The organism is Pseudomonas sp. FP2294 (assembly GCF_030687625.1).
Taxonomy (GTDB): domain Bacteria; phylum Pseudomonadota; class Gammaproteobacteria; order Pseudomonadales; family Pseudomonadaceae; genus Aquipseudomonas; species Aquipseudomonas shahriarae.
This window is the reverse complement of the sequence record NZ_CP117441.1, coordinates 2,672,300-2,698,170: the sequence shown is the minus strand read 5'-3', so window position 1 is coordinate 2,698,170 and position 25,871 is coordinate 2,672,300. Positions and strand designations below refer to the sequence as shown.

The following is a 25,871-nucleotide window of genomic DNA, read 5'->3' as shown; positions in this document are numbered from 1 at the left end:
ACTCTGCAGTTGATCAGACCTGACACGCTGAACCCCACCCTCGGCTACCGCAGACGAGCATCGACAAGATGCTACACCGAGGATTTTGTATTAGAAACTCCTTGGCGCGACGCAGTCACCGATGTTCCGCTGCCAACATTGATCTGAATTGAGAAGTGGTCTCGGAAGATAGCCCGGCAGCTTCGAACACTGCGCAGGTGAAGCTAACGGGTGCAGGGCCTGGAGCAGTTATGATGCGGTCTGCAACCACAGCTACTGGGCTGCTTCGATAAAGCGTGCCCCCCTCATAACCCATGGCATTCTGTTGCAGGAAATCGGCGCTGTTCGAGGTATGAGGAACGGTGTCGAGAAGGCTGGCCCTGGCAAGTGCCAGCGTTCCCCCACAGATACCGGCAATTGTCGCTCCACTTGCACGACTAGCATGAAGAAACTCTCGGATATCAGGTGCTTCTGCACGTTCCCAGACCATTCCTCCAATCACGACTACAACGTCCGGTTTCCAGTCCAGACATTGTTGCAAACTGCTCTCGACCGTTACCGCCAATCCACCCTGCGAGCGAAACTGCCCCGTAGCAGAAGCGAAAAACCTGACGTCGATCCCGTAAAACGGAGACGCAGTTCCAGCAATGAAAGCGTATTCCCAGTCCGCAAAACCGGGTGTCAGTATCAATCCCACACGTGCCATCAGTCAGAATCCTCCATGAATACCAATAACATATGGCGACGACACACATACATCAAGGGCAGCTAGGGGTCGATAGCTGCCACTGGCGTACCCACGGCCCACACATCAAGATCCCCAGAGAACTCAGAAGGGTTTCGCGCCCGATCAGAGAGAATTGACCTCAATGGAAATTCAACGGATCACGCATCTGCCGCCACAAATCCTCGACCTTGAGAAAACCGCGGTTGCAGAAGGCTTCAGGTTTCTCACCCGACTGACTTCAGAATGGCAGTCAGGCACCAATCGCTTCGATGGGCCTGGCGAATGCCTCATGGCAGCGTATCTGAACCAGCAGCTTGTAGGCATTGGAGGTCTGTCTGTTGATCCGTTCACGCATGACCGTACGGGAAGGCTGCGACGTGTGTATGTGGCGCCGTTATCACGTGGGCAACAGGTTGGCCGGAGATTGGTTAGCGCGTTGCTTGCCCACGCCGCATTGCATTTTGAAAGTGTGCGTCTCTACACCGATACCCCCGATGGGAGCACTTTTTACCTGCGCTGCGGCTTCATTCGAACAGAAGACGCTGACGCGACCCACATCGTGCGGATCACAAACCTCTAAGTTTTTCGGCTATCGGCCAAAAGCGGACTGTTACGCAGGGTTAGGAGCCCTCTTTGAAGCCTGAAGGCGTCTACAGAAGAAGGCGCGGCTCAGAGAAGCCTGAATGTAAATGCAGGACCTGATGATTACGTTATTGTCAAAGATCAGCACGTGTCTTGAGAAAGTTCAGGTAACGGGCGTCCTCTGCAGCGAAAATCTCTGGGCCAGCTCCCATGTATGCACGCATAAGTTCTTCTACTGCGAGGTCATTTTGCGCATCATCCAGTAGAACCTGTCCAAGGCGCAGATGCAAAAAGGGGTTCCCAAGACCACCAGGGCACGTCATTGCGTACTGCAAAGCCTCGCGTGCTGAGGTGGTAAACCCTGATAGGAAGCAAGCGTCAGCGATAGCCGCCAAGATCCAGGTTGCAGCCTCCCAATCATTTTTGGGGGAAGGGATCAATTCCCAAGCGTTATTATATTGGGCTACCGCTTCTTCAAAGCGGCCTGACTCAGCCAGTAGGTCTCCGTCACTGCTGAATTTCTTTATTTGCGCGTGCAGATCCGGACTTAACTCTTCATTTCCATTCTTCATTATCCGCTCCGTAGATTCGAGAAAAAGTGAGCTAAACTTACCTTGGTTTCGCTGGTTTTTGTAGGCGTCTCGATATCTTCCACGAGACTTTGTATTGCCCATCACCAGACTTGCTTGAGCTTAGTTTGATGCCACCACCTTGGACGGGCTCTTTTTGGTGGATTGCAGCCGTTCACAGCCATAATATTAATTATGCGAGCACAACGACGTCAGGAAGTTAAAACTCCAATACATCATCGAATGGAATGAACAAAGCTGAAGCGGACATCACGAATAGGCTAGCGATATCCAACGCATCTTCAACATTTTTAAGCTCAGGCGTTGGGTACTCGTGCTCGAGAATATTTCGCATGTCGACGACTTTACGCAAGAGACTTGGCGCCAACAACCCAAGCGCCCTCAGCCGTTCGATCTTCTTCGGCACGTTCTGAATCGCCCCAGATGTACTAGACAACCCGTTGGCTGCTTTGGACTGCCCCCTGCACCGGAGACATCTCCAGCCTATGCTCCTGGCCAACGGCCGTCTTGGTCCTTTTCAGCCGGTCACGAAAGGCAGAAAACGGCCATTAGTCGCCGTTCGTCACTGTCAGGTATCGGCCTAAAGCGGTCAGTGTGTCTAAAAAGACAGGGGCGATTCAGAATTATCCAGAGGCCGGACGCCATCATCGAAAACGACGTTCCGCTTTCGAAACTTCGTTCCTTCGATACAGTGCGGTTTTCTGATCCTGTCCATGCGGAAATGCCGGAAATCTTCACGTGCAGGATCCCAGGCCACCAGATACCAGAGGGGCGGCAGAATCAACATCGCTTGCGGCTCAACCACACGTGTGCTGCTTTCACCTTTCGCATCGCGGTAATTGAACCGCAGATGCAGGCGCTGAAGAAACGCTGCCTCGAACTCCGGAAGCAAGGCAGGGTCCATTGTTCCGATATTGGATCTCTCCACCTGCGGGGCAAGTTCTCCAATATACAGGCAGTCCAGAAAATGCCGCAGATCCCGAATCTTGTCTGACGGCAGTGCCTTTTCAATCTTTGCAAGCCCGGTATCTGCAACGCTTGAAAATGGTAGATTTCCCGCCGCGCGCATAGATGCCACGCTAATCAAAAGCGCAAAAACCTCGATCACTGATAAACGTGGCGCGGTCTGAACTGAACGAGGGTCAAGCTGCAGCCCGCCGCCGCGACCAGGTTCAGAGCGAATGACAAAACCCTGCTCTCGCAACGCGTTAATGTCACGTAGCAGCGTGCTGCGGGATGCCCCTACCTGCCCTGCGAGCTCGGCAATGGTTGATGATCCGTTGCGACGGAGGCTGCGTATGATGGCTTCTTGTCGAAGGCGAACATTCATCTTCTTTGGATCAATAATCAAAGGTGTCAGATTTTGACACCTTTACCTCATAGTTTACGAGTGTCGACGCCAGCTTGATGTCTGACTCGAGCCCTCGGACCTACCGGCATTAAGTGCTGCGCCGCTACCTGGTCGCCCATCCAAACCCAAAAGGAAGATAAATGCTTACCTCCAACGGCTTTCCCCAGCCCACCTTGATCTCGGTAAACGGTGTTGAATTGGAAGTGTTTGAAGCCGGAAAAGAAAACTTTGGAAACCCGATCGTACTTTGTCACGGCTGGCCGGCGCATGCCTTTTGCTGGCGGTATCAATTGCCAGCGCTTGCGACCGCTGGCTATCACGTCATCGTGCCGAACCAGCGTGGGTATGGCAATTCTGCACGGCCGACTGATGTGACCGCATATGACCTCGCGCATTTGACTGGCGACCTTGTCGCGCTGCTTGATCACTTCGGATACGACGATGCCGTCTTTGTCGGCCATGATTGGGGCGCCAATGTTGTCTGGGGAACGGCGCTACTGCATCCAAACCGAGTGAGCAAGCTCATCGCGCTCGCACTTCCGTATCAGGAACGGGGTGACATCCCGTGGGTGGAGTTGATTGAAAGCTTCATGGGGCCTGATAACTACATGGTGCATTTCAATCGGTACCCCGGAGTGGCGGATGCGATCCTGGATCAAAACAGGCAACAGTTCCTTCGAAATCTGTATCGCAAGAACGAACAAACACAAGCACCAGAACTAGGAATGGCAATGATCAACTTGGCTGAGGCTGAGGCTGATACCGGAGAGCCGCTCATGACAGATACCGATTTGTCTGTCCTCGACGCCGCGTTTGAGATCTCTGGCTTCACGAGCAGCATCAACTGGTATCGAAATCTGGACCGCAACTGGCATCTCTTGGCGGGCGTTGACCCGATTGTTCATCACCCCGCTCTAATGATCTACGGGGACCGCGATACGATACCAAAGTCCCCAAATCTAAGTGACTTTGTGCCAAACGTCGAGGTTGTCAGCCTGGACACAGGCCACTGGATTCAGGAAGAAAAGCCAAAAGAGACAACCGAGACAATTCTGGACTGGTTAAAGAAGACGTCTGCAAGCTGACCCTCAAAAGAGCAACGACTCATTTGCGCCCTCTTTCTTGAATAGAGGGCGCATACGAACGCTGAAGGAAAAACGATGGAAGAGTCGACCTTTTTCGTCACTCCATCGCCTCGAAGTGAGTCGCTTCTGATTTTGTAGACACTCAATGGGCTAATGGCCGATTTCTTCTGGTCTCCAGCGGCATCTATGGGTCGCAAGCCGCCCCCCACAAATAGCCTTCAACCAATCAAGCCCATTCACAACCTGCAGGCCAGACACCCATCCCATTGCTCCCATCAGGCAGACCACACTACCGCGTTTTTCACTACTTGCCCCTCCGCGCCCCCTCCCCCGGAAAGCTGATCTGCCACCACCGCCTAGATCCGATGATGTTCCAGCAAAAAGTCCACAAACAACCGCACCCGCGCAGGCATTGCCGAGCCGCCTACGAACACCGCATGAATCGGTTCCCGGTCGCCGGGGTTCCAGGCTTGCAGCAGTGGTATCAGGTCGCCGCGCTGCAGATCCTCGTTTACGGTGAACTCGCCGATACGCGCAATGCCGGCACCGACTCGCGCAAGTTGTGCCAGCGCTTCACCGCTGCTGCATTCGATATTGCCGCTGACCTTCAGGGAAAATTCTTTCCCGTCGCGGATGAACGGCCAGTTAGGCTCGGCACGCCGGAAGTTGAAACCCAGGCAGTTGTGCCGGAGCAGGTCTTCCGGTTCCTGGGGGGTGCCGTGGCGCTGTAGATACTCGGGCGATGCCACCACGACCTCACCGGTGTCGCCGAGCCTGCGTGCGGTCAGCGGGCTGTCGGGCAGATGGCCAAAGCGTATTGCTACGTCGGCTTGGCCGCCAAGAATGTCGACCACTTCGTCGCCAAGGTTGAGGTCGACGACGATGTTCGGGTACTGCGCGCTGAATGCCGCCACCAAGGGAACGATGGTCTGCCGCCCATGGCCAAGGGCGGCGCTGACCCGTAATCGGCCCCTGGGCACGCCCTGGTCGGCGATGGCCTCTTCCATCTCGTTCATGTCCGACAGAATACGTCGGGCACCTCGCAGGAACGCCTCGCCCTCGGCGGTGAAGATGATCGCGCGAGTGGTGCGCAACAGCAGCCGGGTGCCAAGGCGTAGTTCGGTACGCGCGATGATCCGGCTGACCGCCGAGGGTGTCAGCCCCAATGCACGGGCGGCCGCCGAGAGGCTGCCCTCCTGCGCCACGCTGGCGAACACAAGCATTTCACCGGATCTGCCGTTGAAGTCCATTTGTGCCTCTTGCGCAAAGGTGATTGCCAAAAATGCTATCTACCGCCTCAGATGGCTGGATCGTAGCATTGGCGGCATAGATAAGGAGCCTTTCATGCGTATCAATCCACCCCTCGTTGCACTCGCCATGGGTGCCTTTGGCATCGGCGTTACCGAGTTCGCCCCCATGGGCATGTTGCCGAGCATTGCGGCGGACCTCGGCGTTTCGATTCCTGCTGCGGGCCTGTTGGTGAGCGCTTACGCCCTGGGCGTACTGCTCGGCGCGCCACTGATGACCCTGACCACCGGCAGGATTCCCCGGCGCTACCTGCTGATAGGGCTTATGGCGATTTTCACCCTGGGCAATCTGATGTCAGCCCTGGCGACCGATTACTACAGCCTCATGGTCGCCAGGGTGGTGACCTCACTGAACCACGGCGCGTTTTTTGGCGTGGGCTCCATCGTCGCCGCCAGCGTGGTCGCCCCAGAGAAACGCGCCGGCGCGGTGGCGGCAATGTTTATGGGCCTCACCCTGGCGACCATCGGCGGTGTGCCGCTGGCTGCCTGGTTTGGCGAACTGTTCGGTTGGCGCACCGCGTTCTGGGGCATTACCGGCCTCGGCGTGGTGGCCATGGCCGCATTGTGGTTCGCCCTGCCCAACCTGAAGGCGCCGCCAAGCGTCGGAGTAATGGCCGAAATTCGCGTACTGGGCCGTGGCCCGGTGCTGGGTGCGTTGGCCCTCACCGTCGTCGGCTCGGGTGCCATGTTTACCGTCTTCACCTACATCGCGCCGATCCTCAGCAGCGAGACCCACGCGTCCACCGCCTACATCACCGCGATGCTGGTGCTGTTCGGCGTGGGGCTCACACTGGGCAACATGTGGGGTGGCAAGGCTGCCGACCGCTCGATAGATCGTACCCTGATCGTATCGTTGAGCGTGCTGATTGCCGTCTTGCTGGCGTTCACCGTACTGATGCGCTGGCCGTTGCCAGCTGCCGTGGCCATCCTGATATGGGGCATCGCCAGCTTCGCCCTGGTACCGCCGCTGCAGATGCGCGTGATGGAAGCCGCCAAGGACGCCCCCAACCTGGCCTCGGCGGTGAACATTGGCGCCTTCAACTTCGGCAACGCGATTGGTGCGGCACTGGGCGGCGCGGTGATCAACGCCGGGTTGGGTTATCCGGCGATTTCCCTGGCTGGAGCGGCAATGGCGGGGCTGGGGTTGTTGATGGTGCTGGGGTTTGCCTGGCGGTCGAGGGCGGTGGCGGCAGCGGTGGTGTGAGGAGGATGTGAGCCATCCCCGGAGGATGCCGTCCCTAGGCGCCGCTACCCGTCAAAGACGGTGGATTTTAATCTGGAGTCCTTCATCCTCGTCCGGGGCCCGAAAGTAGCTAGTGATCAGATCGAACTCAGCATCTGTCGCCGCAAACTCATGGTCGGCGCGGCGGTTGCGGATATGCAACCTGCCTCGACAGGTCTCATCGTCCACCTCAAGGTAGTGGACACAATGGGCAACCCCGGCTGAGTCAGCGAGGCCGCGCAACCATTGTCGATCTTCAGGGGTGTTGGCGGGAAAATCCAAGACCACCGTCACGCCAGTATTCAGCACATCGACGACGAGCGGGCCCACCACCTCTCTAATCTGGCGCGACAGGCGCACGTAATCGGTTACTGACTTGATCTGATTAGGGTAAAGCCGTGACAGCCAATGATCCTCACTCAGCAGAATCGCCGACTGTTCGGCTGCCAAACTTTTGGCCAGCGTTGATTTGCCGGATGCAATCTTGCCTGAGATCAGATGAAGCACGGGTTTGGGCATAGGGGACGTCTCCTTGTCGAACCCTGATGATGCTCATACAAAAGCGTCGAAGCAACCACAGATACCTCACTTCGGGTCGAATCGGCTAGTCGCCAGCATCGGCCAGAGTGCCGTATTCGGTGCGGCGAAGATGCACTGCGCTTATCTCTTGGCCATCCGTTACAGGTCGGCAAATACAGGATGCCGTCGACGGGCTGAACCACACACTGTCGGTCATGTGAACGTGTGTTGGATATACGCTTACTTTTTTTGATCGCACACATCAGGTTTTCAGGTGCAGCACAAATGCACCGCCCAGTACCAGAACAACGCCCAGCACCTGCACCTTTCCCAGTCGCTCCTTGAAAAACACATAACCCAAAATTGCCGCAATACCGCCCGACAATGTGCTGATTACTGTCACCACCGAAACTGATCCCGACACCGCTCCATAAGCGAACGCCGAAAAACCACCTAGGTTCATCAGGCTCACACCCGTTAGCGCCATGCAGTTTTTTAAGGGCGGAAATTTCAACCCTTCCTTGATCTTCAAAACCATAACGAACATTACAATCAGCCCGACCAGATAGGCCAGCCAAAGCATGGTCACTGGTCCAAGGACGGGGAGAACGAAATGCCCCTGCAACCAAAAACTGGTGCCGAAGAACACTGCCGCCAGTAACGCAAAGGAAATTGAACTACTGGCCTGCGTAGTGTGTGGCACTTTCGAGTCAGAGTGAATGCTGGAGAGAATTACTCCGAGCACGCACAAGGCGATGCACAGCAACTGGATTAGACTGATCTGCTCACCGCCAGCCCATGACAGCAATGTCGTAACCACACCGTAGGACGTCACCAGCGGCGCAACGATAGAAGCTTTGCCAAGTGCGAACGCTTTGGACAGGGCCAAGGCGCCGAACACAGTCAAAACGGCAGCGGCGATGCCGATGAGCCAAATATCGAATGGTGCTGCCATGGATTTAAGAATGAAGGTCGGGAACACGATCAGCAGCATGCTCATGATGGCAAAACCCATCGTCTGACCGAAAAACACGGCGCGTTTGACGCCGACTGCGCGAGCGTTTAGGCCCACTAAAAAATCTGTACCGCCCCAGAGTAAGGCAGCCAGTAACCCCATCAGTACATCCACGTTTTGTCCTTATAGATGCTCGCTTTGCACATCGAGAGTCCTTCAGACTCCTAAGTGTTCCAGCATTGGGCCCTCATGGCCTTGTAGAGTATGCCGATGGTCATCGGGATATTGTCGCCTCGACCCTTGGCCCTACTTTTGAGCAACAGATCATAGCCTTCAGGTTGTAAGTAGCGATAGGCGTCGTAGCCCCCCAAAAAATCGAATGCAAACATTTCTACCAATCCTTTCATCAAATACCTCGCCTCGGCCCCGTCGGAGACCACTTCGAAGATCGAGGCTTTGTTGTTCTCTACACCGCTTCAACCACTTTGTGACATGGCCACCTGCAACGCATCACTGAACCTGGTGGGATGCTTGATATTTGGCGTTGTTAGCGGTGTGCGCCCAATGGCGATGACCGTCACCTGTCGGCTTTCGGGATTTAGGAATTGCTGGCGCAAAGATGCGTGGGGTTTACAGAGGCCGCAAGAAAAAACCGTCCAACAATCTGGTGGTAAGCTGAATTGACCGCGCCTGCGCTGGAGATAGTAAATCTAAACTAGCGCGTAACTTTGAAATCAGTCGCCAGACACTTTATCGGTACTTGAGATCTACTCAGGGGACTCCTCAGTCACATCCCGAATCGGCACCCACTTAGTGATTTTTAGAATTCGCCAGTATGTGTTCTTTGGTCTCCTGGTCGATGATAGTGCGCAGCACCTCAAACAACGGCGCGGCATCTGTGTATTTTTTGCCATAGGCAAGATTGAATTCGTAATCGAAGCCCGTTGGGTTCTTGCCTTGGTTGTGCTGCAGCATCGTTTCCAACTTATCCAGCGCCTTGACGGCTACGGCCTCTGGCGACGAAGCATTTTCATAGTCATCCCAAAGCGCCAGTATCTCGGCCTTCAACGGTTCATCCAGGGCACTGGTCAAGAGCAGGAGATCGTTTCTCTCTTGCTCGCTCTTGTTGGGAAACGAATCTTGATTGACGGCGGGAACATCTCCGTTAATGGCCTCCCCCAAGTCGTGGATAACACACATCTTGAGCATTTTCAGCCGATCAAGATCAGTCAGGTAGTCCCCAAAGACAATGGCCATCAGGCAAAGGCGCCAGCTATGCTCCGCCGTGCTTTCGGTGCGCCCGCAAGAGGTGTGCGCGCTTCTAAGCACGTCCTTGAGCTTTTCCGCCTCGCGTAGAAATTCGAGGCGCCCTTTGATTTTTTCGATGTCCATGAAAACCTCTGACTCAGTCGGCGAACCGAATACCGCTCACCTTGTTCACGCCAGACTAAATCTCAAGATATTCAGCGTCCACGCATAAAATATGCAGGGCGATGCCGTCAGAGCGACTCGACCAAGCGCGCTGTTGTTCCGTCGCACAGGGGCATACGCGTCCAACGACACAGGCTTTGGCTGATCGGAACGATAGACGAATTATTGTGGCCCGTCAGAAACTCCAGCGCGGGTGGCGCAAAGGCTTCCCGCCAGCCCAATTTATCCAGGGCGAGCTCGTTGCTGATGATATTGGGCGTAGCGAAGCGCCATAGCGAGCGACCCAGCAGTTCACTGACCGGACTCGTGAACTGGGCGGCGCGCGAAGGAGAACAAGCAAGCAGACGGTGCGTCAAATCACACATGAGATGAACAGGACGCGAGCTTTCCCGCACCATTCGTCCCAGCGCTTGATCCGCCGCGGTGGTGAGACGAGCGGCCAGCAATTGCTCAAGTTTTTTGTGCGCGAGAGGATCCAACTCGAGTACGCCACTCTCCCAGCGAGAGATAGTCGATTGAGTGACGTTAAACAGCTCCGCGGCATGGGATTGTTTGACCCGGTGTAACAGGCGCCATCGCCTGAGCATAACGCCGGGTAAGACAGGGCTTAACAACATGTCAGACATTTGGTATTACGGAAAAGTGGAAGTCTCGCAAGTTTGCTCTGTGCGAGCCCTGCATGCAAATGGGCTAAAGAGTGATTGTTTCACCTCGAAAACAGCCGCTCTGCAGCCCTCTCCTGGCGTATGACACCAATCCCCGACCCAGAGCGTCTCAGCCCATCAAAGCCGAAACCGCCCCACCGACTGCGCCAATTGCCCCGCCAGCGCCGACAACTCATCCGTAGTCCCGGCCGTCTGGCCAATCACCCGTGTATTGCCTTCCGACATCCCGGCAATCATCTCGACCTGATGCGCGATCTCATTACTTGCCAGGCTCTGCTCACCAATCGTGCGGGTAATGTCGTTAACCAGCTGCGTAGTATTCAACGTCGCGTCAAGAATCTCACGGATCGCCCGCTCCACATCGGCCGTGACGGCCATGCCTTTATCCACCTGGGCCACCCCCTCTTCCATGCTGGTGACAGCCTCGCGGGTGCTGTGCTGGATGCGCGTGACCATGCTGGCGATTTCCTGGGTGGAGGCGCTGGTGCGCCCTGCCAGGCTGCGCACTTCGTCAGCCACCACGGCAAAGCCGCGCCCCTGTTCGCCGGCGCGGGCGGCTTCAATGGCGGCATTGAGGGCCAGCAGGTTGGTCTGGTCGGCGATGCCCTTGATTACCTGGATAATGCTGTAGATGCCTTCGGACTCCTTGTCCAGGGTGCGGATCACCTGGGCCGAGTGTTGCGCCGAGCGAGCGATGGCGTCCATGTCGCTGACGACTTGGTGAATAACTTGCCCACCGTTTTTGGCCAGGGTTTGCGCCTGGTTGGCCATTTCCAGGGCGTGCTCGGCATGCCGGGTGATTTCTTCGATGCTGGCAGTCATTTGGCTGGTGGCGGCCGACATGGTCCCCGCCGCAGAACTCTGCTGCTGACTGCTGGCAGCCACTTCATGGCATCCGTTGCTCAGTTGTTGGCTCATGCGCGTAACGCCCTGGGCATTGCTGCGCACCACGTCGATCATGCCGCGCAGGTCATGTTGCATAACAGCCAGGCTGCGAATCAGCATGCTTGCCTCATCGCGGCTGACGGGTTCGGGAATCGCTTCGCTGAGGTTGCCATGGGCAATGCTCTCGGCAATCTGCCGCGCCAGTTGCAGCGGCCGCATGATGCTGCGGGTGACCCAGTAGCCCTGGGCAACCAGCAATAGCAGGCACAGCACCAGCACCACCGCGAGGGTGAAATTGGCGCTGTGCACGGTTTGACGGGTCTGCTCGCCAGTGGCTTTGGAGTTGTTTTCGATCAGTTCACTGAGGCTGGCCATCCGGCCTTCCAACTGGGTGAAGGCGTCGCTGAAGGTGCCCAGCTCTTGTTGGGCTTCCACGGGATCGTTCAGGGCCACGCCGACAATCCGCTCACCCGAGGCGATGTAATTATCGAGACTGGGCTTGATATCGCTCAGTGCGGTCTTGAGGCTGGGGGTGAGCGCGAGCGCTAGGTTATCGTCCAGCACCTTGCGAAAATGCGCCGCATGCTCAGTGATGGCCGCCAGCACTTCATCCCGGCTGCTCACGCTTTTGCCCAGCCCCACCAGCATCGCCGACAGCACATCGGCGCGCAGCGCGTCGTGCATCATGTCGGCCTCCAGATGATTGCTCAGGGCGGTCATGCTGACCTCGCTGTCAATCATCGCCGCCTCCATCCGCGCATTCCCCAGGTAGTTCACCAGGCTGATGACCAGCACGGTGAGCACACTGGTGCCGATCAGCAAAAACAGACGAAGTTTTATCGACATCCCTAAGCCCTCTGCGGTTATGGCCTAAAACAAGGTATTGATAGCTGTCGTTTAAAACCCATCGACGCGTTCGTTACCACTGATTTAAGCCTACTTGCAGGTTTTCGCCTTGGTGATGGCGGTTAGGTGTCCTCTGTGACGCCTGACGTCGCCGCCGACTCCTGTGCTGGACGGGATTTATCGGTATAGCAACGTCGCCTGCATGGCGTGCGCAACCATTTGCTCAGCAGTGTGTTCCCCGTCAATGCGCAAGACCGGCACCGTCTGCCTGGAAATCCACGCTTCATGCCGCGCTCGGTTGCGCCCGGAACAGCGCGGATCGTCATACTGGGAGGCCCATTCGCGAAAGGCGACATGTATCTCGTGCATATCGCCCCCAGGGGCAATGCGCTCGCCAAAGAGGCGCTTTTCACGCAGATCCAACCGCTGAAGGCGCACAGGTGTTGGCGTTATCACGAACACGATCAGGTCCACATGCACCATAAGCGCTTCGCCCCAGCCATCAGAAGAGCCGGTCAGCACCCAGCCTTGGTCACCGAGCGCTTGCTTGATCAAACACACACGCTCATTGGGTGGCCGCTTGGTGGTGAACGGTGGGTGGGTGGGCAGCCAGTAAAAGTCATCCACATCCACATGGATCAAGCCCAGCGACGCAGCCAGGGCTTGCCCCAACGTCGTGACGCCTGCGCACGAAGCGCCAGTAATGTAGATGCGCACTGTTCTCTCCATGAATATAAGTCGGCGTTGGATTCTACAAGAAATCCAGGGGCGAACCCGTTCACTCGAAATTGCGGTTTTTGCTGACGGCAGCGCTTGACTCTGTCCCTTGGGACAAGCCCTACCCTGCCTTATCTATTTCAGTTTCCGCCGTCAGCGGATAAGGCAACCCATGAGTACGCTATCGTTGGTCACCGGTGCGAATGGGCATCTGGGCAACACCCTGGTGCGGACGCTGCTCGCCCGCGGGCAACAGGTGCGCGCCGGGGTCCGTGACCCGGAGCGAAGCACCGCCCTGGCAGGGCTCGACTGCCAGTTAGTGCGCGCCGAGCTGCAAGATCCGCAATCCTTGCGCCAGGCCCTGCAAGGGGTGGGTGTGCTGTACCACGTGGCGGCGGTGTTCAAGCACTGGGCGAAGGATCCACAGACCGAGATCGTCGAGGTCAATGTGCAAGGCTCACGCAATGTCCTGCGTGCCGCCGCCGAGGCCGGGGTTCGGCGGGTGGTGTATGTCAGTTCCGTGGCAGCCGTCGGGCACAACGGTCAGTTTTTGGATGAAACCAGCTGGAACGCTGATCAGCAAAACCCCTACTACCGCTCAAAAATCCTCTCTGAACGCGCGGCCTGGGAAACCGCCCGGGCCTATGACCTGCCCCTGGTCAGCGTGTTGCCCTCGGCAATCATCGGCCCGCATACCACGCGGCTTACCGACACCATGGGGTTTCTGGCAGCCGTACTGGCGCGCAAGTTGGTACTGGACCCGAATTTTCATTTCAACTTTGTCGATGTGCGCGACGTGGCCGATGGGCTGATCCGCGCGGCGGAAAACGGCAGGCCCGGCCAGCGCTACCTACTGGCCAACCGGCAGGCCTCATCACTGGCGCAGGTGATCGAAGCCCTCAACGCCCTTAGCCCAGGCTACCCATTGCCGCGCCGCGCCCCCAAACCCCTGCTATTGCTGATCGCCTGGCTGAAAGAGCAGCAGGCACGCTACACCGGCCGGCCAGCTGACTTGCTGCTCAGCCAGGTGCAAATGTTCTATGGGGTGCGTCAGGTTTACTGCATCGACAAGGCGGTCAACGAACTGGGCTACCAGCCGCGCTCGCCGCATGACGCCCTCACCCAGGCATTTGCGCATCTGTTGGCACGCTGAGGCTGGGGGCGAATTGCTGGTTGATCTGTTGTTGCAACTGCGTCAGTTGCTGCTGCCGATCCTGCAAGGCCAGGATCTGCGCCTGCAACTCCAAGCGCTTGACCTCGATGCCCTGATTGGCCAGTGCCAGGGGGAACGGTGCCTGGTGTTGCTTGGCAGCCAGCAGCTCACTCAGTTCAGCCAGTTTGAACCCCACCGCCTGGGCGCGGCGAATCATCTGCACCAACCTCAGGTGATGGGCGGTGTACAACCGATAACTGCCACGGCGCTGCGGCGTCAGCAGGCCCAGTTGTTCATACAAACGGATGGCTTTGGGCGTGCATCCCGTCAGCTTGGCCAGTTCACCAATGTACATATACCGTCTTCTCCCTGATGCGACGTCGAACCGCAGTTTACTGGGTTGGGCTTCCAGTGGGTAATACCGGCTTTGGGGGAAACGGCCGAACATCCCCCCCCACCAAGATGCGGTGAATGTTCAAATGCACCCAATTATTGCGCGGAGGCTTTTCGTGTCGTCGCCATCCACTCCTTCAGCCCCTCACGCCGAAAGCCTGGCCGGGACGTCAATCAGATGATTTCGTACAGGCTAAGAGTGTGGGGGAAGTCGCCCTTGAGGCCCCCTCCCCGTTAAACACCCCGTATTGCTTGATGCCTCTCTGACCGGAACCCAAATGGCTGAATCACTCACTGAGTTGAGCGATCAGGCAACCCCCTGATCCCCTCAACAAGACTTAGGAATCCAGCATGATCAACAGCACTCCATATCAGCCATCAGCGGCCCTCTCAGCCAATGCTCAACCACAGATTGAAGAGCTGCACATGCCCCCCGAGCCAGGCATGCCGAATAGGCAAACTGTGCGCGTCAGCGTAGCCAATGAACACGTATTCCCGACGGCCGAAAGCTTTCATAAACTGGCCGATTCACTGGGTATTGAAAACGTCAGCGTGTCAATCGGCGCACCTCACTTCGCTGACTATGTAACCCCACCGAAAAATGTGTGGCCCGTCAGCATTCATTTCAGGCCAGACCTGCCCGACGAAAAGTTCAGCCCTGTGCAATTGGAGAAAGTGAACCGGTTTGATCAGCAGATTGACGCAGAACTGCAGCGAAACAAAATCGTAGATCTGGGGCCGCAGTGATGTCGCGGCGTCGAGAGGGTTGAACCATATTCGTGGCGACTACGCCATGCCCTGAGAAGGCGCTAGTTCCAACAAACCTGTGGCAGCAGGCTTGATCTTGGAGGCCCCGCGGGAGCACGATGGCCTCCCTACCCCCTCGACGAAAGGACTGTCGTTATGTTCCCCCTGGAAATCTGGCTGACCTATACCGCCGCCTGCCTGTTGCTGGTGCTCTCCCCCGGGCCGGACAATCTGCTGGCCATCGCCAGGGGCCTGAGCCAGGGGCGTATGGCAGCCGCCATTTCGGGGACCGCGTCGGGTACCGGGATTCTGTTTCACGTGGCCACCGCATCGCTGGGCTTGACCCTGCTGATGCAGACATCCGCCGTGGCCTTCTGGGTGGTCAAAGTCATCGGCGCCAGCTACCTGTTGTGGCTGGGCATCAAGGTCTTGCGTTCGCGCAGCCTGATCAACTTCAAACCGGCGGCGCGGCAACCGCTCAAAAACATCTTCCTCACCGGCTTCCTTTCGGCGGCGCTGAACCCTAAGCCTGGGCTGTTTGTGCTCGCGTTCATTCCGCAGTTCGTCAACCCGTCATTGGGTTCGGTCACCGTGCAAATGATGGTCTATGGCGCCTGGTTCGCCGCATTGACCGCCCTGGGCTTTGCGCTCATGGGGATCTTTGCGACGCGCCTGTCGACATGGCTGCAGCGCAAGCCAAAAGTGGTCAATGGCCTGAATGTGGGCGCCGGACTGACCTTCGTCGCGTCCGGGCTTTCGGTGGCGGCACTCAGTCAAAAATAGACCGGACCAAAGACTGGATGGCCTGCCTGTGCGCCAGACATTGCAGCGCGCGCTGGGCTTACACGGGGCGATCCGGCGGGCGGACATGGCGGCCGCGCGCCGGGCTGTGGTTTCGATTACCCTGCACGGCGCAAACAGCCCCCCGTGACAAGGACACCCCGTGACCCGAGAACAACTTGAGCACAACCAGATCCCCGTCTACCTCGTCGCCGTGATCGGCGCGGTGCTCGGCGGTCTGCTCGCCCCACAGGCCGCACCGGGTCTTGGCGCCCTGGTAACCCCGGCGATTGCCGTGCTGATGTACGTCATGTTCCTGCAGATCCCGTTTCTGCAGTTGCGCCAGGGGCTCGCCAATAAACGCTTTATGGCGGCACTGCTGATTGCCAACTTTGTGTTGATCCCCCTGCTGGTCTGGGGCCTGACCCGTGGCTTGAGCGAGCGTCCGGCGCTGCTGATCGGCGCGTTGCTGGTGCTGCTCACGCCGTGCATCGACTACGTAGTGGTGTTTACCCATATCGGCAAAGGCGATGCGCGGCTGACGCTGGCCGCCACCCCCGTCTTGCTGTTGCTGCAGTTGGCGCTGCTGCCGCTGTACCTGGCGTTGCTGCCGGGCGTAGAGGCGGCGGTGGCAATCCCCATCGGCCCATTTGTCGAGGCGTTTTTGCTGCTGATCGTGGTGCCATTGCTGCTGGCGGTACTGACCAGCGCCGGGGCCCGGCGCTCGCGCCTGGTCGAACGCTGGAACGACGCCTGGGCGTGGATGCCGGTGCCGGCCATGGCGGCGGTGCTGATCGTGGTGATAGGTTCGCAGATCGCGCTTGTCGCGCAGGAGCTCGAACAGTTGCTGCCGGTGGTGCCGGTCTACTTAGGCTTTGTGCTGCTGGCGCCAATGGTCGGGGCGCTCACGGCCTGGGTCTTTCGTCTGCCGGCAAGCACCGCGCGTTCGGTGACGTTCAGCAGTGCAACCCGCAACTCACTGGTGGTCCTGCCGCTGGCGCTGGCACTGCCGGCAGATATCCGCGCCCTGGCCGCCGCTGCCGTTATCACCCAGACCTTGATCGAACTGGTGTGTGAGCTGATCTATATCCGCGTGATCCCGGCCCTGGTCTGGCGCAGCCGCTAGGATTGCGCGCGTGTCGCGTGCCAGCACACCAGTGAACCGGCGGTCACCAGCACCGCCCCCTGCCAGAACTGCGGGGTGAGGTGGGCGCCCAGCCACAGCGCGGCGAAGGCCGAGGACAGTACCGGCGCGCCATAGGACGCGGTCGCCAGCAACGTCAGGTTGCCGCGTAGGATGCCGATATTCCACAGAGCATAGCCGCCCGCCATGGCCACACCGGTGGCCAGCAACTCCAGGCTGTTGCCCAGGCTGAAGGCCGGCAGCACCTCGGCACTGAAGGCGTATTTCACCCACAGTACGGCGGCGGTGAGGATGAAAAACAGCACCACCAGGTTTTGCCCGCCGGCATAGCGCCGCGTGACGTTGCAATACAAGGCGAAAGTGATCGCGCAGCCCAGGGCCAGGCTGTAACTCAGGGGGTTGGATTGCACATTGGCGACGATGGTTGCGAGCGCCAGGCCATCGCCACTGACCACCCACAGAATGCCAAACAGCGCCAGCGCCGAGCCTGGCACGATGATCCAGCGCGCCCTTTGGCCATTCATGACGATTGCCAGCAGCACTGTCAGGCACGGCCAGAGGTAGTTCACCACACCCAGCTCAATCGCCTGATTGCGGTTGCTGGCAAACCCCAGAGCCAGGGACAGGCAGACCTCGTAGGCCACGAACAAGCCACTGCCCATGATCAGATAAGGCCAGGACGTGGCACGCAGACGCGGCCGCCCCAACCAGGCCAGCAGCAGGATGGCGCCCAAGGTGTAGATCAACGCCGCACCGCCCAGTGGCCCGAACAGCTCACTGACACTGCGGATCAACCCGGCGGCGGTGCTCCATAAAATGATCGCGACCAAACCACACACCGTCGCGGCCCGTTCAACCCTGATCTGCATGGATGCCTCTCTGTGAATGTCCCCAACCGCAGCGCCTGCGGCACAAAGGCCGCAACGGTACACGCTTGGGCTATTGCTTGTCTCCTTGTGGGAACCACAACAAAGGAATCTCATTGAGGGCAGAAATTCTGGCCACGCCACACCTCAAATGTGGGAGATTCTATGGTTTTGGGGAAGCCCCCAAAACCGCTTTTGACTGGTATTCGCTCAGGTTTTTCATGAGCGAAAAGGCGATGCGCGCCAGCTTGCGGCCAATGATGACCAGGGCTTGAGTCGTTTTCAGGCCCCTGGCCAGATAACCCTCGTATAAAGGTTTCCAGGCTTCTGACCTGATACCTGCTGACGCCGCGTTATGCAGCAATCTGCGTATCTCTGAATCTCCCTTCTTGCTCAATGAGCGGCGTCCGCTCATTTGCCCAGAATCGGATACTCTCAAGTCCATTCCCAAGAACGCGATGTAAGCGTCAGCACTTTCAAATTCTCCTCGCTGAAACGCCATTACCAGGGCAACTGCTGTCAGAAACCCAATGCCCTCGACGGCTTGGCAGCGCTTGACCTGATGCAAAAGCCCCGCCTCAGTAACAGCATCTAATATCCTTTTCTCAATGAGCCCCTCATGCCTATCAAGACACGCTGAAATGCTCTTGGACGAGGCCTTGAGTGATGGCTCGCCCGCCCAGCTCTGATTCAGTGCAACACGCATTTTCACCAGCGCTGCGCGTCGACGCAGCAAGCTTTGAAGCTTGGTATAAATCTTCGGCGGCGGATTCCAGGCGCGTAAATCAGCCTGTTCATTCTTCAAGTAGCGAGCCAGCAACTGCGCATCACTGAAGTCTGTTTTAGCGCGACCACCTGTGCCTTTGCGGTAATGGCTAAGGCGATATCCATCAATCACGTAAACGATATGGCCCATCGAATGAGCCAAGTTGACGGTATCCACGTGATAGATATTGGTGGCTTCAATTGCGATGGCGCTGCCCGCAGGCAAAGACTTCAGCCATGCCTTCAGCTCGCTTTTCTTGTTCGATACGATCTTTGTTTCAGCAGTTTCACTTTGATAAACAACTACTTCGGCTTTAGCGACATCCACTCCAATGATTGATTGCGAGACAGTCATTGCCATGAGAAAAGCTCCGGGTTAGGGTTTACGGGCTTGTCGGGGCTTCACCGTTGCGCTGGCTTGCTTCTATCGTCGGTCATGGCCGATGCATTCCTTATCGGCGCTTTGGTGAAGGGGTGGGACGAAGTCTCCCACGGTCTGTACTGGCTAGAGTCAGATGCTGGCTTTTAGTCCCACCACCCCTACAAGTCTAACCATACAAGCCGGCTTGCCTGCGATGGCGGTGGATCAGTCGACACATCCCTACTTGACCTACCGCCATCGCGGGCAAGCCCGCTCCCACAGGGGGAACTCAGCGAACAGAAAATTGTGGCCACACCACAAGTCAAATGTGGGAGCTGGCTTGCCTGCGATGGCGGTGGGTCAGTCGGCACATCCTTACTTGACCCTCCGCCATCGCGGGCAAGCCCGCTCCCACAGGGGGAACTCAGCGAACAGAAGATTGTGGCCACATCACACCTCAAATGTGGGAGCTGGCTTGCCTGCGATGGCGGTGGGTCAGTCGACACATCCTTACTTGACCTACCGCCATCGCGGGCAAGCCCGCTCCCACAGGGGGAACTCAGCGAACAGAAAATTGTGGCCACACCACAAGTCAAATGTGGGAGCTGGCTTGCCTGCGATGGCGGTGGATCAGTCGACACATCCCTACTTGACCCTCCGCTATCGCGGGCAAGCCCGCCCACAGGGTGATCTCTTTAGGGCAGGATTTCTTGGTTGGTTGCAGTTCGCGCAACGGTGTCTTGTCATCAATGGGATTGATAGCCCCCTAACGAAACCCCCATCCTAGAGGGCTTGGCCGGCCCTTATATCATTCCGAATGATAGTTACCTTTGTTTCATTCGATTCGTGAGCGAGCACGCTGCCGAGCATGATCCGCCCATCTCAAATACATTTGGCGGATGCACCTCATGGAACAGTCACTCAAACATTTGCGCTATCCCCTGGCCCTTTTGGCCGTGCTGGTGATGAGCGCATGCGGCAAGGCCCCCGAGCAAGCGGCCGCCATGCCCGCCAGCAAAGTCAGCGTTGCCAAGGTCCTGGAACAACCGGTCAATGAATGGGACGAGTTCACCGGCCGCCTGGAAGCCCCGGAAACCGTACAGATCCGCCCACGCGTGTCGGGTCAGATCGACCAGGTCGCCTTTACTGAAGGCGCACTGGTGAAAAAAGGCGACCTGCTGTTCCAGATCGACCCGCGTCCGTTCCAGGCTGAAGTCCGCCGTCTGGAAGCCCAGCTTCAACAAACCAAAGCCGCCGCATCGCGCAGTGACAACGAGGCCCAGCGTGGCGAGCGCTTGCGCCAGAGCAATGCGATTTCCGCCGAACTGGCCGACTCGCGCACCACCGCCGCCCAGGAAGCCCGCGCCGCGGTGGCGGGGATCCAGGCGCAACTTGACCTGGCCCGCCTGAACCTCAGTTTCACCCGCGTCACCTCGCCCATCAGTGGCCGTGTCAGCCGCGCCGCAATCACCGCCGGCAACCTGGTGACCGCCGATGTCACCGAGCTGACCAGCGTGGTCTCCACCGACAAGGTCTACGCCTACTTCGACGCCGATGAGCGCGTGTACCTCAAGTACACCGAACTGGCGCGCCAGGGCCGTCGCGGCGCCACCACCCCGGTGTACCTGGGCCTGTCCAATGAAGACGGCAACCCGCACCTGGGCCAGATGAACTTTGTCGATAACCAGGTCAACCCGGCCACCGGTACCATCCGCGGCCGCGCGGTGTTCGATAACAGTGACGGGCGTTTCACCCCCGGCCTGTATGCGCGCCTCAAGTTGGTCGGCAGCGGCACCTACTCTGCCGTGCTGATCACCGACGAAGCCGTGGGCACCGACCTGGGCAAGAAGTTTGTGCTAGTGATGGACGCCGACAACAAGTCCGCCTACCGCGCCGTGGAACTGGGGCCGAAGATCGAAGGCTTGCGCATCGTGCGCAGCGGCCTGAGCAAGGACGACACCATCATCGTCAAGGGCCTGCAGCGGGTACGTCCGGGTTCGCCGGTTGCCCCAGAAACCATCCCGATGGCCAGCCAGGCAACCCTCGCCGCCCTGGCCCAACAACGACAAGCGCTTGAAGCCAGCAACCTGGAGCAAGTGGCGCCGGATAAAGCCGCGCCCAAGCTCGCCAGTGTCGCGATTCCACGCGGTTAAGGGACTACACACCAGATGAATTTTTCCAAGTTCTTCATATCGCGGCCGATCTTCGCAGCGGTGCTATCGCTGCTGATTCTGATCGCCGGCGCGATCTCGCTGTTCCAACTGCCGATCAGCGAATACCCAGAAGTGGTACCGCCAACCGTGGTGGTGCGCGCCAACTTCCCCGGCGCCAACCCCAAGGTCATCGGCGAAACCGTGGCCTCGCCGCTGGAACAGGCGATCACCGGCGTCGAGAACATGCTCTACATGTCCTCGCAGTCGACCGCCGACGGCAAGCTCACCCTGACCATCACCTTCGCCCTGGGCACTGACCTGGATAACGCGCAGGTACAGGTGCAAAACCGTGTGACGCGCACTCAGCCCAAACTGCCTGAGGAAGTGACGCGCATCGGTATCACCGTGGACAAGGCCTCCCCCGACCTGACCATGGTCGTGCACTTGACCTCCCCGGACCAGCGCTACGACATGCTCTACCTGTCCAACTACGCGATCCTCAATATCAAGGATGAATTGGCGCGGCTGGGCGGCGTGGGTGATGTGCAGTTGTTCGGCATGGGCGATTACTCCCTGCGGGTGTGGCTGGACCCGAACAAGACCGCCTCGCGCAACCTGACTGCCACCGATGTGGTGACCGCGATCCGCGAACAGAACCGCCAGGTGGCCGCCGGTGCCCTGGGCGCGCAGCCTGCGCCCAACGACACCAGCTTCCAATTGTCGGTCAATACCCAAGGCCGCCTGGTCACCGAGGAAGAGTTCGAAAACATCGTGATTCGCGCCGGCGACAACGGTGAAATCACGCGCCTCAAGGACATCGCTCGTGTTGAGCTGGGCTCCAGCCAATATGCCCTGCGCTCGCTGATCGACAATCAGCCGGCGGTGGCGATTCCGATCTTCCAGCGCCCGGGCTCCAATGCCATCGACATCTCCAATGATGTGCGCAGCAAAATGGCCGAGCTGAAAAAGAGCTTCCCCGAAGGCATGGACTACCGCATCGCCTACGACCCGACCGTGTTTGTGCGCGGCTCGATCGAGGCGGTGGTGCACACCTTGTTCGAGGCGTTGATCCTGGTGGTGCTGGTGGTGATCCTGTTCCTGCAGACCTGGCGTGCGTCGATCATCCCCCTGGTCGCGGTGCCGGTGTCGTTGATCGGCACCTTTGCGGTAATGCACCTGTTCGGCTTCTCCCTCAATGCGCTGTCGCTGTTCGGCCTGGTGCTGGCCATCGGCATCGTGGTGGACGACGCCATCGTGGTGGTGGAGAACGTCGAACGTAACATCGAGCTGGGCCTGGAGCCCTTCCCGGCCACCGAAAAAGCCATGAGCGAAGTGACCGGGCCGATCATTGCCACGGCGCTGGTGCTGTGTGCGGTGTTTATTCCGGCCGCCTTTATCAGTGGCTTGACCGGGCAGTTCTACAAGCAGTTTGCCCTGACCATCGCCATCTCCACCGTGATTTCGGCATTCAACTCCCTGACCCTGTCGCCGGCCCTGGCAGCGGTCTTGCTGCGCAGCCATGACGCGCCGAAAGACCGGTTCTCCAGGTTCCTCGACAAGCTCTTCGGTGGTTGGCTGTTCCGCCCGTTCAACCGTTTCTTCGAAAAGGCCAGCCATGGCTATGTAGGCACCGTGCGCCGAGTGATTCGCGGCACCGGTATCGCGCTGTTCGTGTATGGCGGCCTGATGGTGCTGACCTTCTTCGGCTTTGCCCACACACCGACCGGTTTCGTACCGGCCCAGGACAAGCAATACCTGGTGGCCTTCGCCCAGTTGCCGGACGCCGCCAGCCTGGACCGCACCGAAAACGTGATCAAGCGCATGTCCGACATCGCCTTGAAACAGCCCGGCGTGGAAAGCGCCATCGCCTTCCCGGGCCTGTCGATCAATGGGTTCACCAACAGCCCGAACAGCGGCATCGTGTTCGTGACGTTGAAACCGTTCGGCGAGCGTAAAGACCCAAGCATGTCCGCCGGGGCGATTGCCGGGGCGCTGAACGGCAAGTACGCCGATATCCAGGAAGCCTACATGGCGATCTTCCCACCGCCGCCGGTACAGGGCCTGGGCACTATCGGCGGGTTCCGCCTGCAGGTCGAAGACCGTGGCAACCTGGGCTACGAGGAACTGTACAAAGAAGTACAGAACGTCATCGCCAAGAGCCACAACGTGCCGGAACTGTTTGGCCTGTTCACCAGCTACACGGTCAACGTGCCCCAGGTCGATGCTGCTATCGACCGGGAAAAAGCCAAGACCCACGGCGTGGCGATCAGCGACATCTTCGACACCCTGCAGATCTACCTGGGCTCGTTGTATGCCAACGACTTCAACCGCTTTGGCCGGACCTATCAGGTCAACGTGCAGGCTGAACAGCAGTTCCGCCTGGACCAGGATCAGATCGGCCAATTGAAAGTGCGCAACAACAAGGGCGAGATGATCCCGCTGGCGACCTTTATCAAGGTCAGCGACACCTCGGGGCCGGACCGCGTGATGCACTACAACGGCTTTATCACCGCCGAGATCAACGGCAACGCTGCACCCGGCTACAGCTCGGGCCAGGCAGAGGCAGCGATCGAAAAACTGCTCAAAGAGGAACTGCCCAACGGCATGACCTACGAGTGGACCGACCTGACGTACCAGCAAATCCTCTCGGGCAACACCGCGCTGTTCGTGTTCCCGCTCTGCGTACTGCTGGCGTTTCTGGTACTGGCCGCCCAGTACGAAAGCTGGAGCCTGCCACTGGCGGTGATCCTGATCGTACCGATGACCCTGCTGTCGGCTATTACCGGGGTGATTCTGTCCGGTGGCGACAACAACATCTTTACCCAGATCGGCTTGATCGTACTGGTGGGATTGGCCTGTAAGAACGCGATTCTGATCGTCGAGTTCGCCAAGGATAAACAGGAAGAAGGCCTCGACCCGCTGGCTGCGGTGCTGGAAGCCTGCCGCCTGCGTCTGCGGCCGATCCTGATGACCTCGTTCGCCTTCATCATGGGCGTGGTGCCCCTGGTGTTCTCCAGCGGTGCCGGTGCCGAGATGCGTCATGCCATGGGCGTGGCGGTGTTCTCCGGGATGATCGGGGTGACCTTCTTCGGCCTGTTGCTGACGCCGGTGTTCTACGTGTTGATCCGCCGTTATGTGGAGCGCAGCGAAGCACGCAAAGCGGCCAAGGCCTTGCAGCTGGAGACACAGCAATGAGTGTGAAAGTGTTCCTGCCGAGCCTGCTGGTACTGGCGCTCGCCGCCTGTGCCGTCGGCCCGGACTATAAAGCCCAGCAGCTGGAGGCGGCCAATATCACGGCCGCCACCGATGCCAAGCAGTACGACCACGCCAAGTTCGAAGGCATCTGGTGGCAGCAGTTCGAGGACCCGATCCTCAACCAGTTGGTGACCCAATCGTTGAGCGGCAACCGAGACCTGCGGGTAGCGTTTGCCCGCCTGCGAGCTGCCCGGGCGATTCGCGATGACGCCAGCAATGACGCGATGCCGACCATCACCAGCCGTGCCAGCAGCGATTTGGCCAAGGGCCAGATCCCAGGCCAGACCACCCGCCGGGTCAATAGCGAACGCTATGACCTGGGCCTGGACATGGCTTGGGAACTGGACCTGTTTGGCCGCATCCAGCGCAACCTCGAAGCCAGTGACGCTGACCAGCAGGCTGCCGAAGCCGACCTCTATCAACTGCAGGTCAGCATGATTGCCGAACTGGTGGACGCCTACGGCCAACTGCGCGGGGCGCAACTGCGGGAAAAAATCGCCCTGGCCAACCTGAAGAACCAGCAGGATTCGCGCACCATCACCGAAAGCCTGCGCGATGCCGGCGTCGGCGACCAACTGGACGTGGTGCGTGCCGATGCGCGCCTGGCAGCGGTCGAAGCCAGCGTGCCGCAATTGCAGGCCGAGCAGGTGCGCGAGCGCAATCGCATCGCCACCCTCCTCGGCCAGCGCCCGGACAAACTCAGCGTGGACCTGAGCCCGGCCAACCTGCCGGCGATTGCCAAGGCCTTGCCGATTGGTGACCCGGGGCAGTTGCTGCAACGGCGCCCGGACATTCTCAGTGCCGAACGCAAACTGGCGGCCGCCACCGCGCGAATCGGCGTGGCCAAGGCCGACCTGTTTCCACGGGTCAGCCTCAGTGGTTTCCTCGGGTTTACCGCTGGCCGTGGCTCGCAGATCGGCTCATCCGCCGCCAATGCCTGGGCCCTGGGCCCGAGCATCACCTGGGCCGCCTTTGACCTGGGCAGCGTACGCGCCCGCTTGCGCGGTGCGGATGCCGAAGCCGATGGCGCCCTGGCCACCTACGAGCAGCAAGTGTTGCTGGCGCTGGAAGAGTCAGAAAACGCCTTCAGCGACTACGGCAAGCGCCAGCAGCGCCTGGTATCGCTGATCCGCCAGAGCGAATCGAGCCGTGCCGCGGCCGACCTGGCGCAGATTCGCTACCGCGAAGGCACCGCCGACTTCCTCGTGCTGCTCGACGCCCAGCGTGAACGCCTGGCGGCCGAAGACGCCCAGGCCCTGGCCGAAGTGGACCTGTATCGCGGCATCGTGGCGATCTACAAGGCATTGGGTGGCGGCTGGCAGCCGGAGACGGTGGTCGCCAGCGCAAAATGATGTAAAGAGCTCCTTTGGTTGGTCGCATCCAACCAATTTTT

24 protein-coding genes and 2 pseudogenes are annotated in these 25,871 nt (G+C 58.8%); 11 read left to right on the top strand and 15 right to left on the bottom strand.

Going from position 1 to position 25,871, the window contains the following annotated elements:
• Positions 1–115: 115 nt before the first annotated feature.
• Positions 116–685, bottom strand: coding sequence for a DJ-1/PfpI family protein (locus PSH73_RS12000; protein ID WP_120732999.1), 570 nt, complete (start codon positions 683–685; stop codon positions 116–118).
• Positions 686–848: 163 nt separating this feature from the next.
• Here PSH73_RS12000 and PSH73_RS11995 point away from each other — a divergent pair, with 163 nt between their 5' ends.
• Complete coding sequence (locus PSH73_RS11995) at positions 849–1,286, top strand: GNAT family N-acetyltransferase (RefSeq protein ID WP_120732997.1); 438 nt, start codon at positions 849–851, stop codon at positions 1,284–1,286.
• Positions 1,287–1,422: 136 nt separating this feature from the next.
• Here the strand turns inward: PSH73_RS11995 and PSH73_RS11990 are convergent, their stop codons facing one another.
• The 3 genes from PSH73_RS11990 to PSH73_RS11980 all read right to left on the bottom strand — a co-directional run bounded on the left by PSH73_RS11990 (position 1,423) and on the right by PSH73_RS11980 (position 3,208).
• Positions 1,423–1,860, bottom strand: a complete 438-nt coding sequence (locus PSH73_RS11990) for a tetratricopeptide repeat protein (RefSeq protein ID WP_120732995.1) — start codon at positions 1,858–1,860, stop codon at positions 1,423–1,425.
• A 217-nt stretch (positions 1,861–2,077) separates the two neighbouring features.
• Positions 2,078–2,284, bottom strand: coding sequence for a hypothetical protein (locus tag PSH73_RS11985; protein WP_225923859.1), 207 nt, complete (start codon positions 2,282–2,284; stop codon positions 2,078–2,080).
• Positions 2,285–2,476: 192 nt separating this feature from the next.
• Positions 2,477–3,208 (bottom strand): YafY family protein, encoded by a 732-nt coding sequence (locus tag PSH73_RS11980; protein WP_120732990.1) that lies wholly within the window; start codon positions 3,206–3,208, stop codon positions 2,477–2,479.
• A 161-nt stretch (positions 3,209–3,369) separates the two neighbouring features.
• On the opposite strand from PSH73_RS11980, the gene PSH73_RS11975 reads away from it, so the two are divergent.
• The gene (locus tag PSH73_RS11975) at positions 3,370–4,314 is read left to right on the top strand and encodes an alpha/beta fold hydrolase (protein WP_120732988.1); all 945 of its coding nucleotides are present in this window, start codon (positions 3,370–3,372) and stop codon (positions 4,312–4,314) included.
• A gap of 356 nt (positions 4,315–4,670) precedes the next feature.
• Here the strand turns inward: PSH73_RS11975 and PSH73_RS11970 are convergent, their stop codons facing one another.
• Positions 4,671–5,564: a LysR substrate-binding domain-containing protein gene (locus PSH73_RS11970; protein WP_120732986.1), complete on the bottom strand. Its 894-nt coding sequence runs from the start codon at positions 5,562–5,564 to the stop codon at positions 4,671–4,673.
• Between the two features lie 94 nt (positions 5,565–5,658).
• Between PSH73_RS11970 and PSH73_RS11965 the strand changes: the two genes are divergently transcribed.
• Complete coding sequence (locus PSH73_RS11965; protein ID WP_186625929.1) at positions 5,659–6,825, top strand: MFS transporter; 1,167 nt, start codon at positions 5,659–5,661, stop codon at positions 6,823–6,825.
• Between the two features lie 51 nt (positions 6,826–6,876).
• Here PSH73_RS11965 and PSH73_RS11960 read toward each other — a convergent pair whose 3' ends face one another.
• Positions 6,877–7,362, bottom strand: coding sequence for an ATP-binding protein (locus tag PSH73_RS11960; RefSeq protein ID WP_057959725.1), 486 nt, complete (start codon positions 7,360–7,362; stop codon positions 6,877–6,879).
• Positions 7,363–7,624: 262 nt separating this feature from the next.
• Positions 7,625–8,479: an EamA family transporter gene (locus PSH73_RS11955; RefSeq protein ID WP_128593695.1), complete on the bottom strand. Its 855-nt coding sequence runs from the start codon at positions 8,477–8,479 to the stop codon at positions 7,625–7,627.
• Between the two features lie 517 nt (positions 8,480–8,996).
• Between PSH73_RS11955 and PSH73_RS11950 the strand changes: the two genes are divergently transcribed.
• Positions 8,997–9,131, top strand: a complete 135-nt coding sequence (locus tag PSH73_RS11950) for a helix-turn-helix domain-containing protein (RefSeq protein WP_225923873.1) — start codon at positions 8,997–8,999, stop codon at positions 9,129–9,131.
• Here PSH73_RS11950 and PSH73_RS11945 read toward each other — a convergent pair.
• The 5 genes and pseudogenes from PSH73_RS11945 to PSH73_RS11930 all read right to left on the bottom strand — a co-directional run bounded on the left by PSH73_RS11945 (position 9,128) and on the right by PSH73_RS11930 (position 12,861).
• On the bottom strand, positions 9,128–9,709 hold the full coding sequence (locus PSH73_RS11945) for an HD family hydrolase (RefSeq protein WP_186625930.1): 582 nt from the start codon (positions 9,707–9,709) through the stop codon (positions 9,128–9,130). The two genes, PSH73_RS11950 and PSH73_RS11945, sit on opposite strands and share 4 nt — an antisense overlap.
• Positions 9,710–9,816: 107 nt before the next feature.
• Positions 9,817–10,374: a helix-turn-helix transcriptional regulator gene (locus PSH73_RS11940; RefSeq protein WP_220172946.1), complete on the bottom strand. Its 558-nt coding sequence runs from the start codon at positions 10,372–10,374 to the stop codon at positions 9,817–9,819.
• A 156-nt stretch (positions 10,375–10,530) separates the two neighbouring features.
• Positions 10,531–11,127 (bottom strand): annotated as a pseudogene (locus tag PSH73_RS27005) (methyl-accepting chemotaxis protein); the annotation flags it as partial.
• Between the two features lie 309 nt (positions 11,128–11,436).
• Positions 11,437–12,144: pseudogene (locus PSH73_RS27000) on the bottom strand (MCP four helix bundle domain-containing protein); the annotation flags it as partial.
• A gap of 177 nt (positions 12,145–12,321) precedes the next feature.
• Complete coding sequence (locus tag PSH73_RS11930; protein WP_128593670.1) at positions 12,322–12,861, bottom strand: adenylate kinase; 540 nt, start codon at positions 12,859–12,861, stop codon at positions 12,322–12,324.
• Between the two features lie 172 nt (positions 12,862–13,033).
• On the opposite strand from PSH73_RS11930, the gene PSH73_RS11925 reads away from it, so the two are divergent.
• Positions 13,034–14,014, top strand: a complete 981-nt coding sequence (locus PSH73_RS11925; RefSeq protein ID WP_169990097.1) for an NAD-dependent epimerase/dehydratase family protein — start codon at positions 13,034–13,036, stop codon at positions 14,012–14,014.
• Here the strand turns inward: PSH73_RS11925 and PSH73_RS11920 are convergent.
• Positions 13,980–14,369: a MerR family transcriptional regulator gene (locus PSH73_RS11920; RefSeq protein ID WP_057959732.1), complete on the bottom strand. Its 390-nt coding sequence runs from the start codon at positions 14,367–14,369 to the stop codon at positions 13,980–13,982. The genes PSH73_RS11925 and PSH73_RS11920 overlap by 35 nt on opposite strands.
• A gap of 389 nt (positions 14,370–14,758) precedes the next feature.
• On the opposite strand from PSH73_RS11920, the gene PSH73_RS11915 reads away from it, so the two are divergent.
• The 3 genes from PSH73_RS11915 (at position 14,759) to PSH73_RS11905 (ending at position 17,060) form a co-directional block, all read left to right on the top strand.
• Positions 14,759–15,154, top strand: a complete 396-nt coding sequence (locus tag PSH73_RS11915) for a hypothetical protein (protein ID WP_220172944.1) — start codon at positions 14,759–14,761, stop codon at positions 15,152–15,154.
• Between the two features lie 156 nt (positions 15,155–15,310).
• Complete coding sequence (locus PSH73_RS11910; RefSeq protein WP_220172943.1) at positions 15,311–15,937, top strand: LysE family translocator; 627 nt, start codon at positions 15,311–15,313, stop codon at positions 15,935–15,937.
• Between the two features lie 160 nt (positions 15,938–16,097).
• Entirely contained in the window at positions 16,098–17,060 is a 963-nt protein-coding gene (locus tag PSH73_RS11905) for an arsenic resistance protein (RefSeq protein WP_305462567.1), read from the top strand.
• On the opposite strand, the gene yddG is transcribed toward PSH73_RS11905, so the two are convergent.
• Both yddG and PSH73_RS11895 read right to left on the bottom strand, forming a co-directional pair.
• Complete coding sequence (yddG, locus tag PSH73_RS11900) at positions 17,057–17,947, bottom strand: aromatic amino acid DMT transporter YddG (RefSeq protein WP_057438397.1); 891 nt, start codon at positions 17,945–17,947, stop codon at positions 17,057–17,059. The genes PSH73_RS11905 and yddG overlap by 4 nt on opposite strands.
• Positions 17,948–18,107: 160 nt before the next feature.
• Positions 18,108–19,070 carry an IS110 family transposase gene (locus PSH73_RS11895; protein WP_076965387.1) on the bottom strand — a complete coding sequence of 321 codons (963 nt, stop codon included), beginning with the start codon at positions 19,068–19,070 and terminating at the stop codon, positions 18,108–18,110.
• A gap of 908 nt (positions 19,071–19,978) precedes the next feature.
• Between PSH73_RS11895 and mexE the strand changes: the two genes are divergently transcribed.
• The 3 genes from mexE to PSH73_RS11880 are packed head-to-tail and all read left to right on the top strand — an operon-like array spanning position 19,979 to position 25,830.
• Positions 19,979–21,223, top strand: coding sequence for a multidrug efflux RND transporter periplasmic adaptor subunit MexE (gene mexE / locus PSH73_RS11890; RefSeq protein WP_057959775.1), 1,245 nt, complete (start codon positions 19,979–19,981; stop codon positions 21,221–21,223).
• Between the two features lie 15 nt (positions 21,224–21,238).
• Entirely contained in the window at positions 21,239–24,418 is a 3,180-nt protein-coding gene (locus PSH73_RS11885) for an efflux RND transporter permease subunit (RefSeq protein WP_120732962.1), read from the top strand.
• Positions 24,415–25,830 (top strand): efflux transporter outer membrane subunit, encoded by a 1,416-nt coding sequence (locus tag PSH73_RS11880; RefSeq protein WP_057959735.1) that lies wholly within the window; start codon positions 24,415–24,417, stop codon positions 25,828–25,830. Before PSH73_RS11885 ends, PSH73_RS11880 begins: the two co-directional genes overlap by 4 nt.
• Positions 25,831–25,871: the final 41 nt, after the last annotated feature.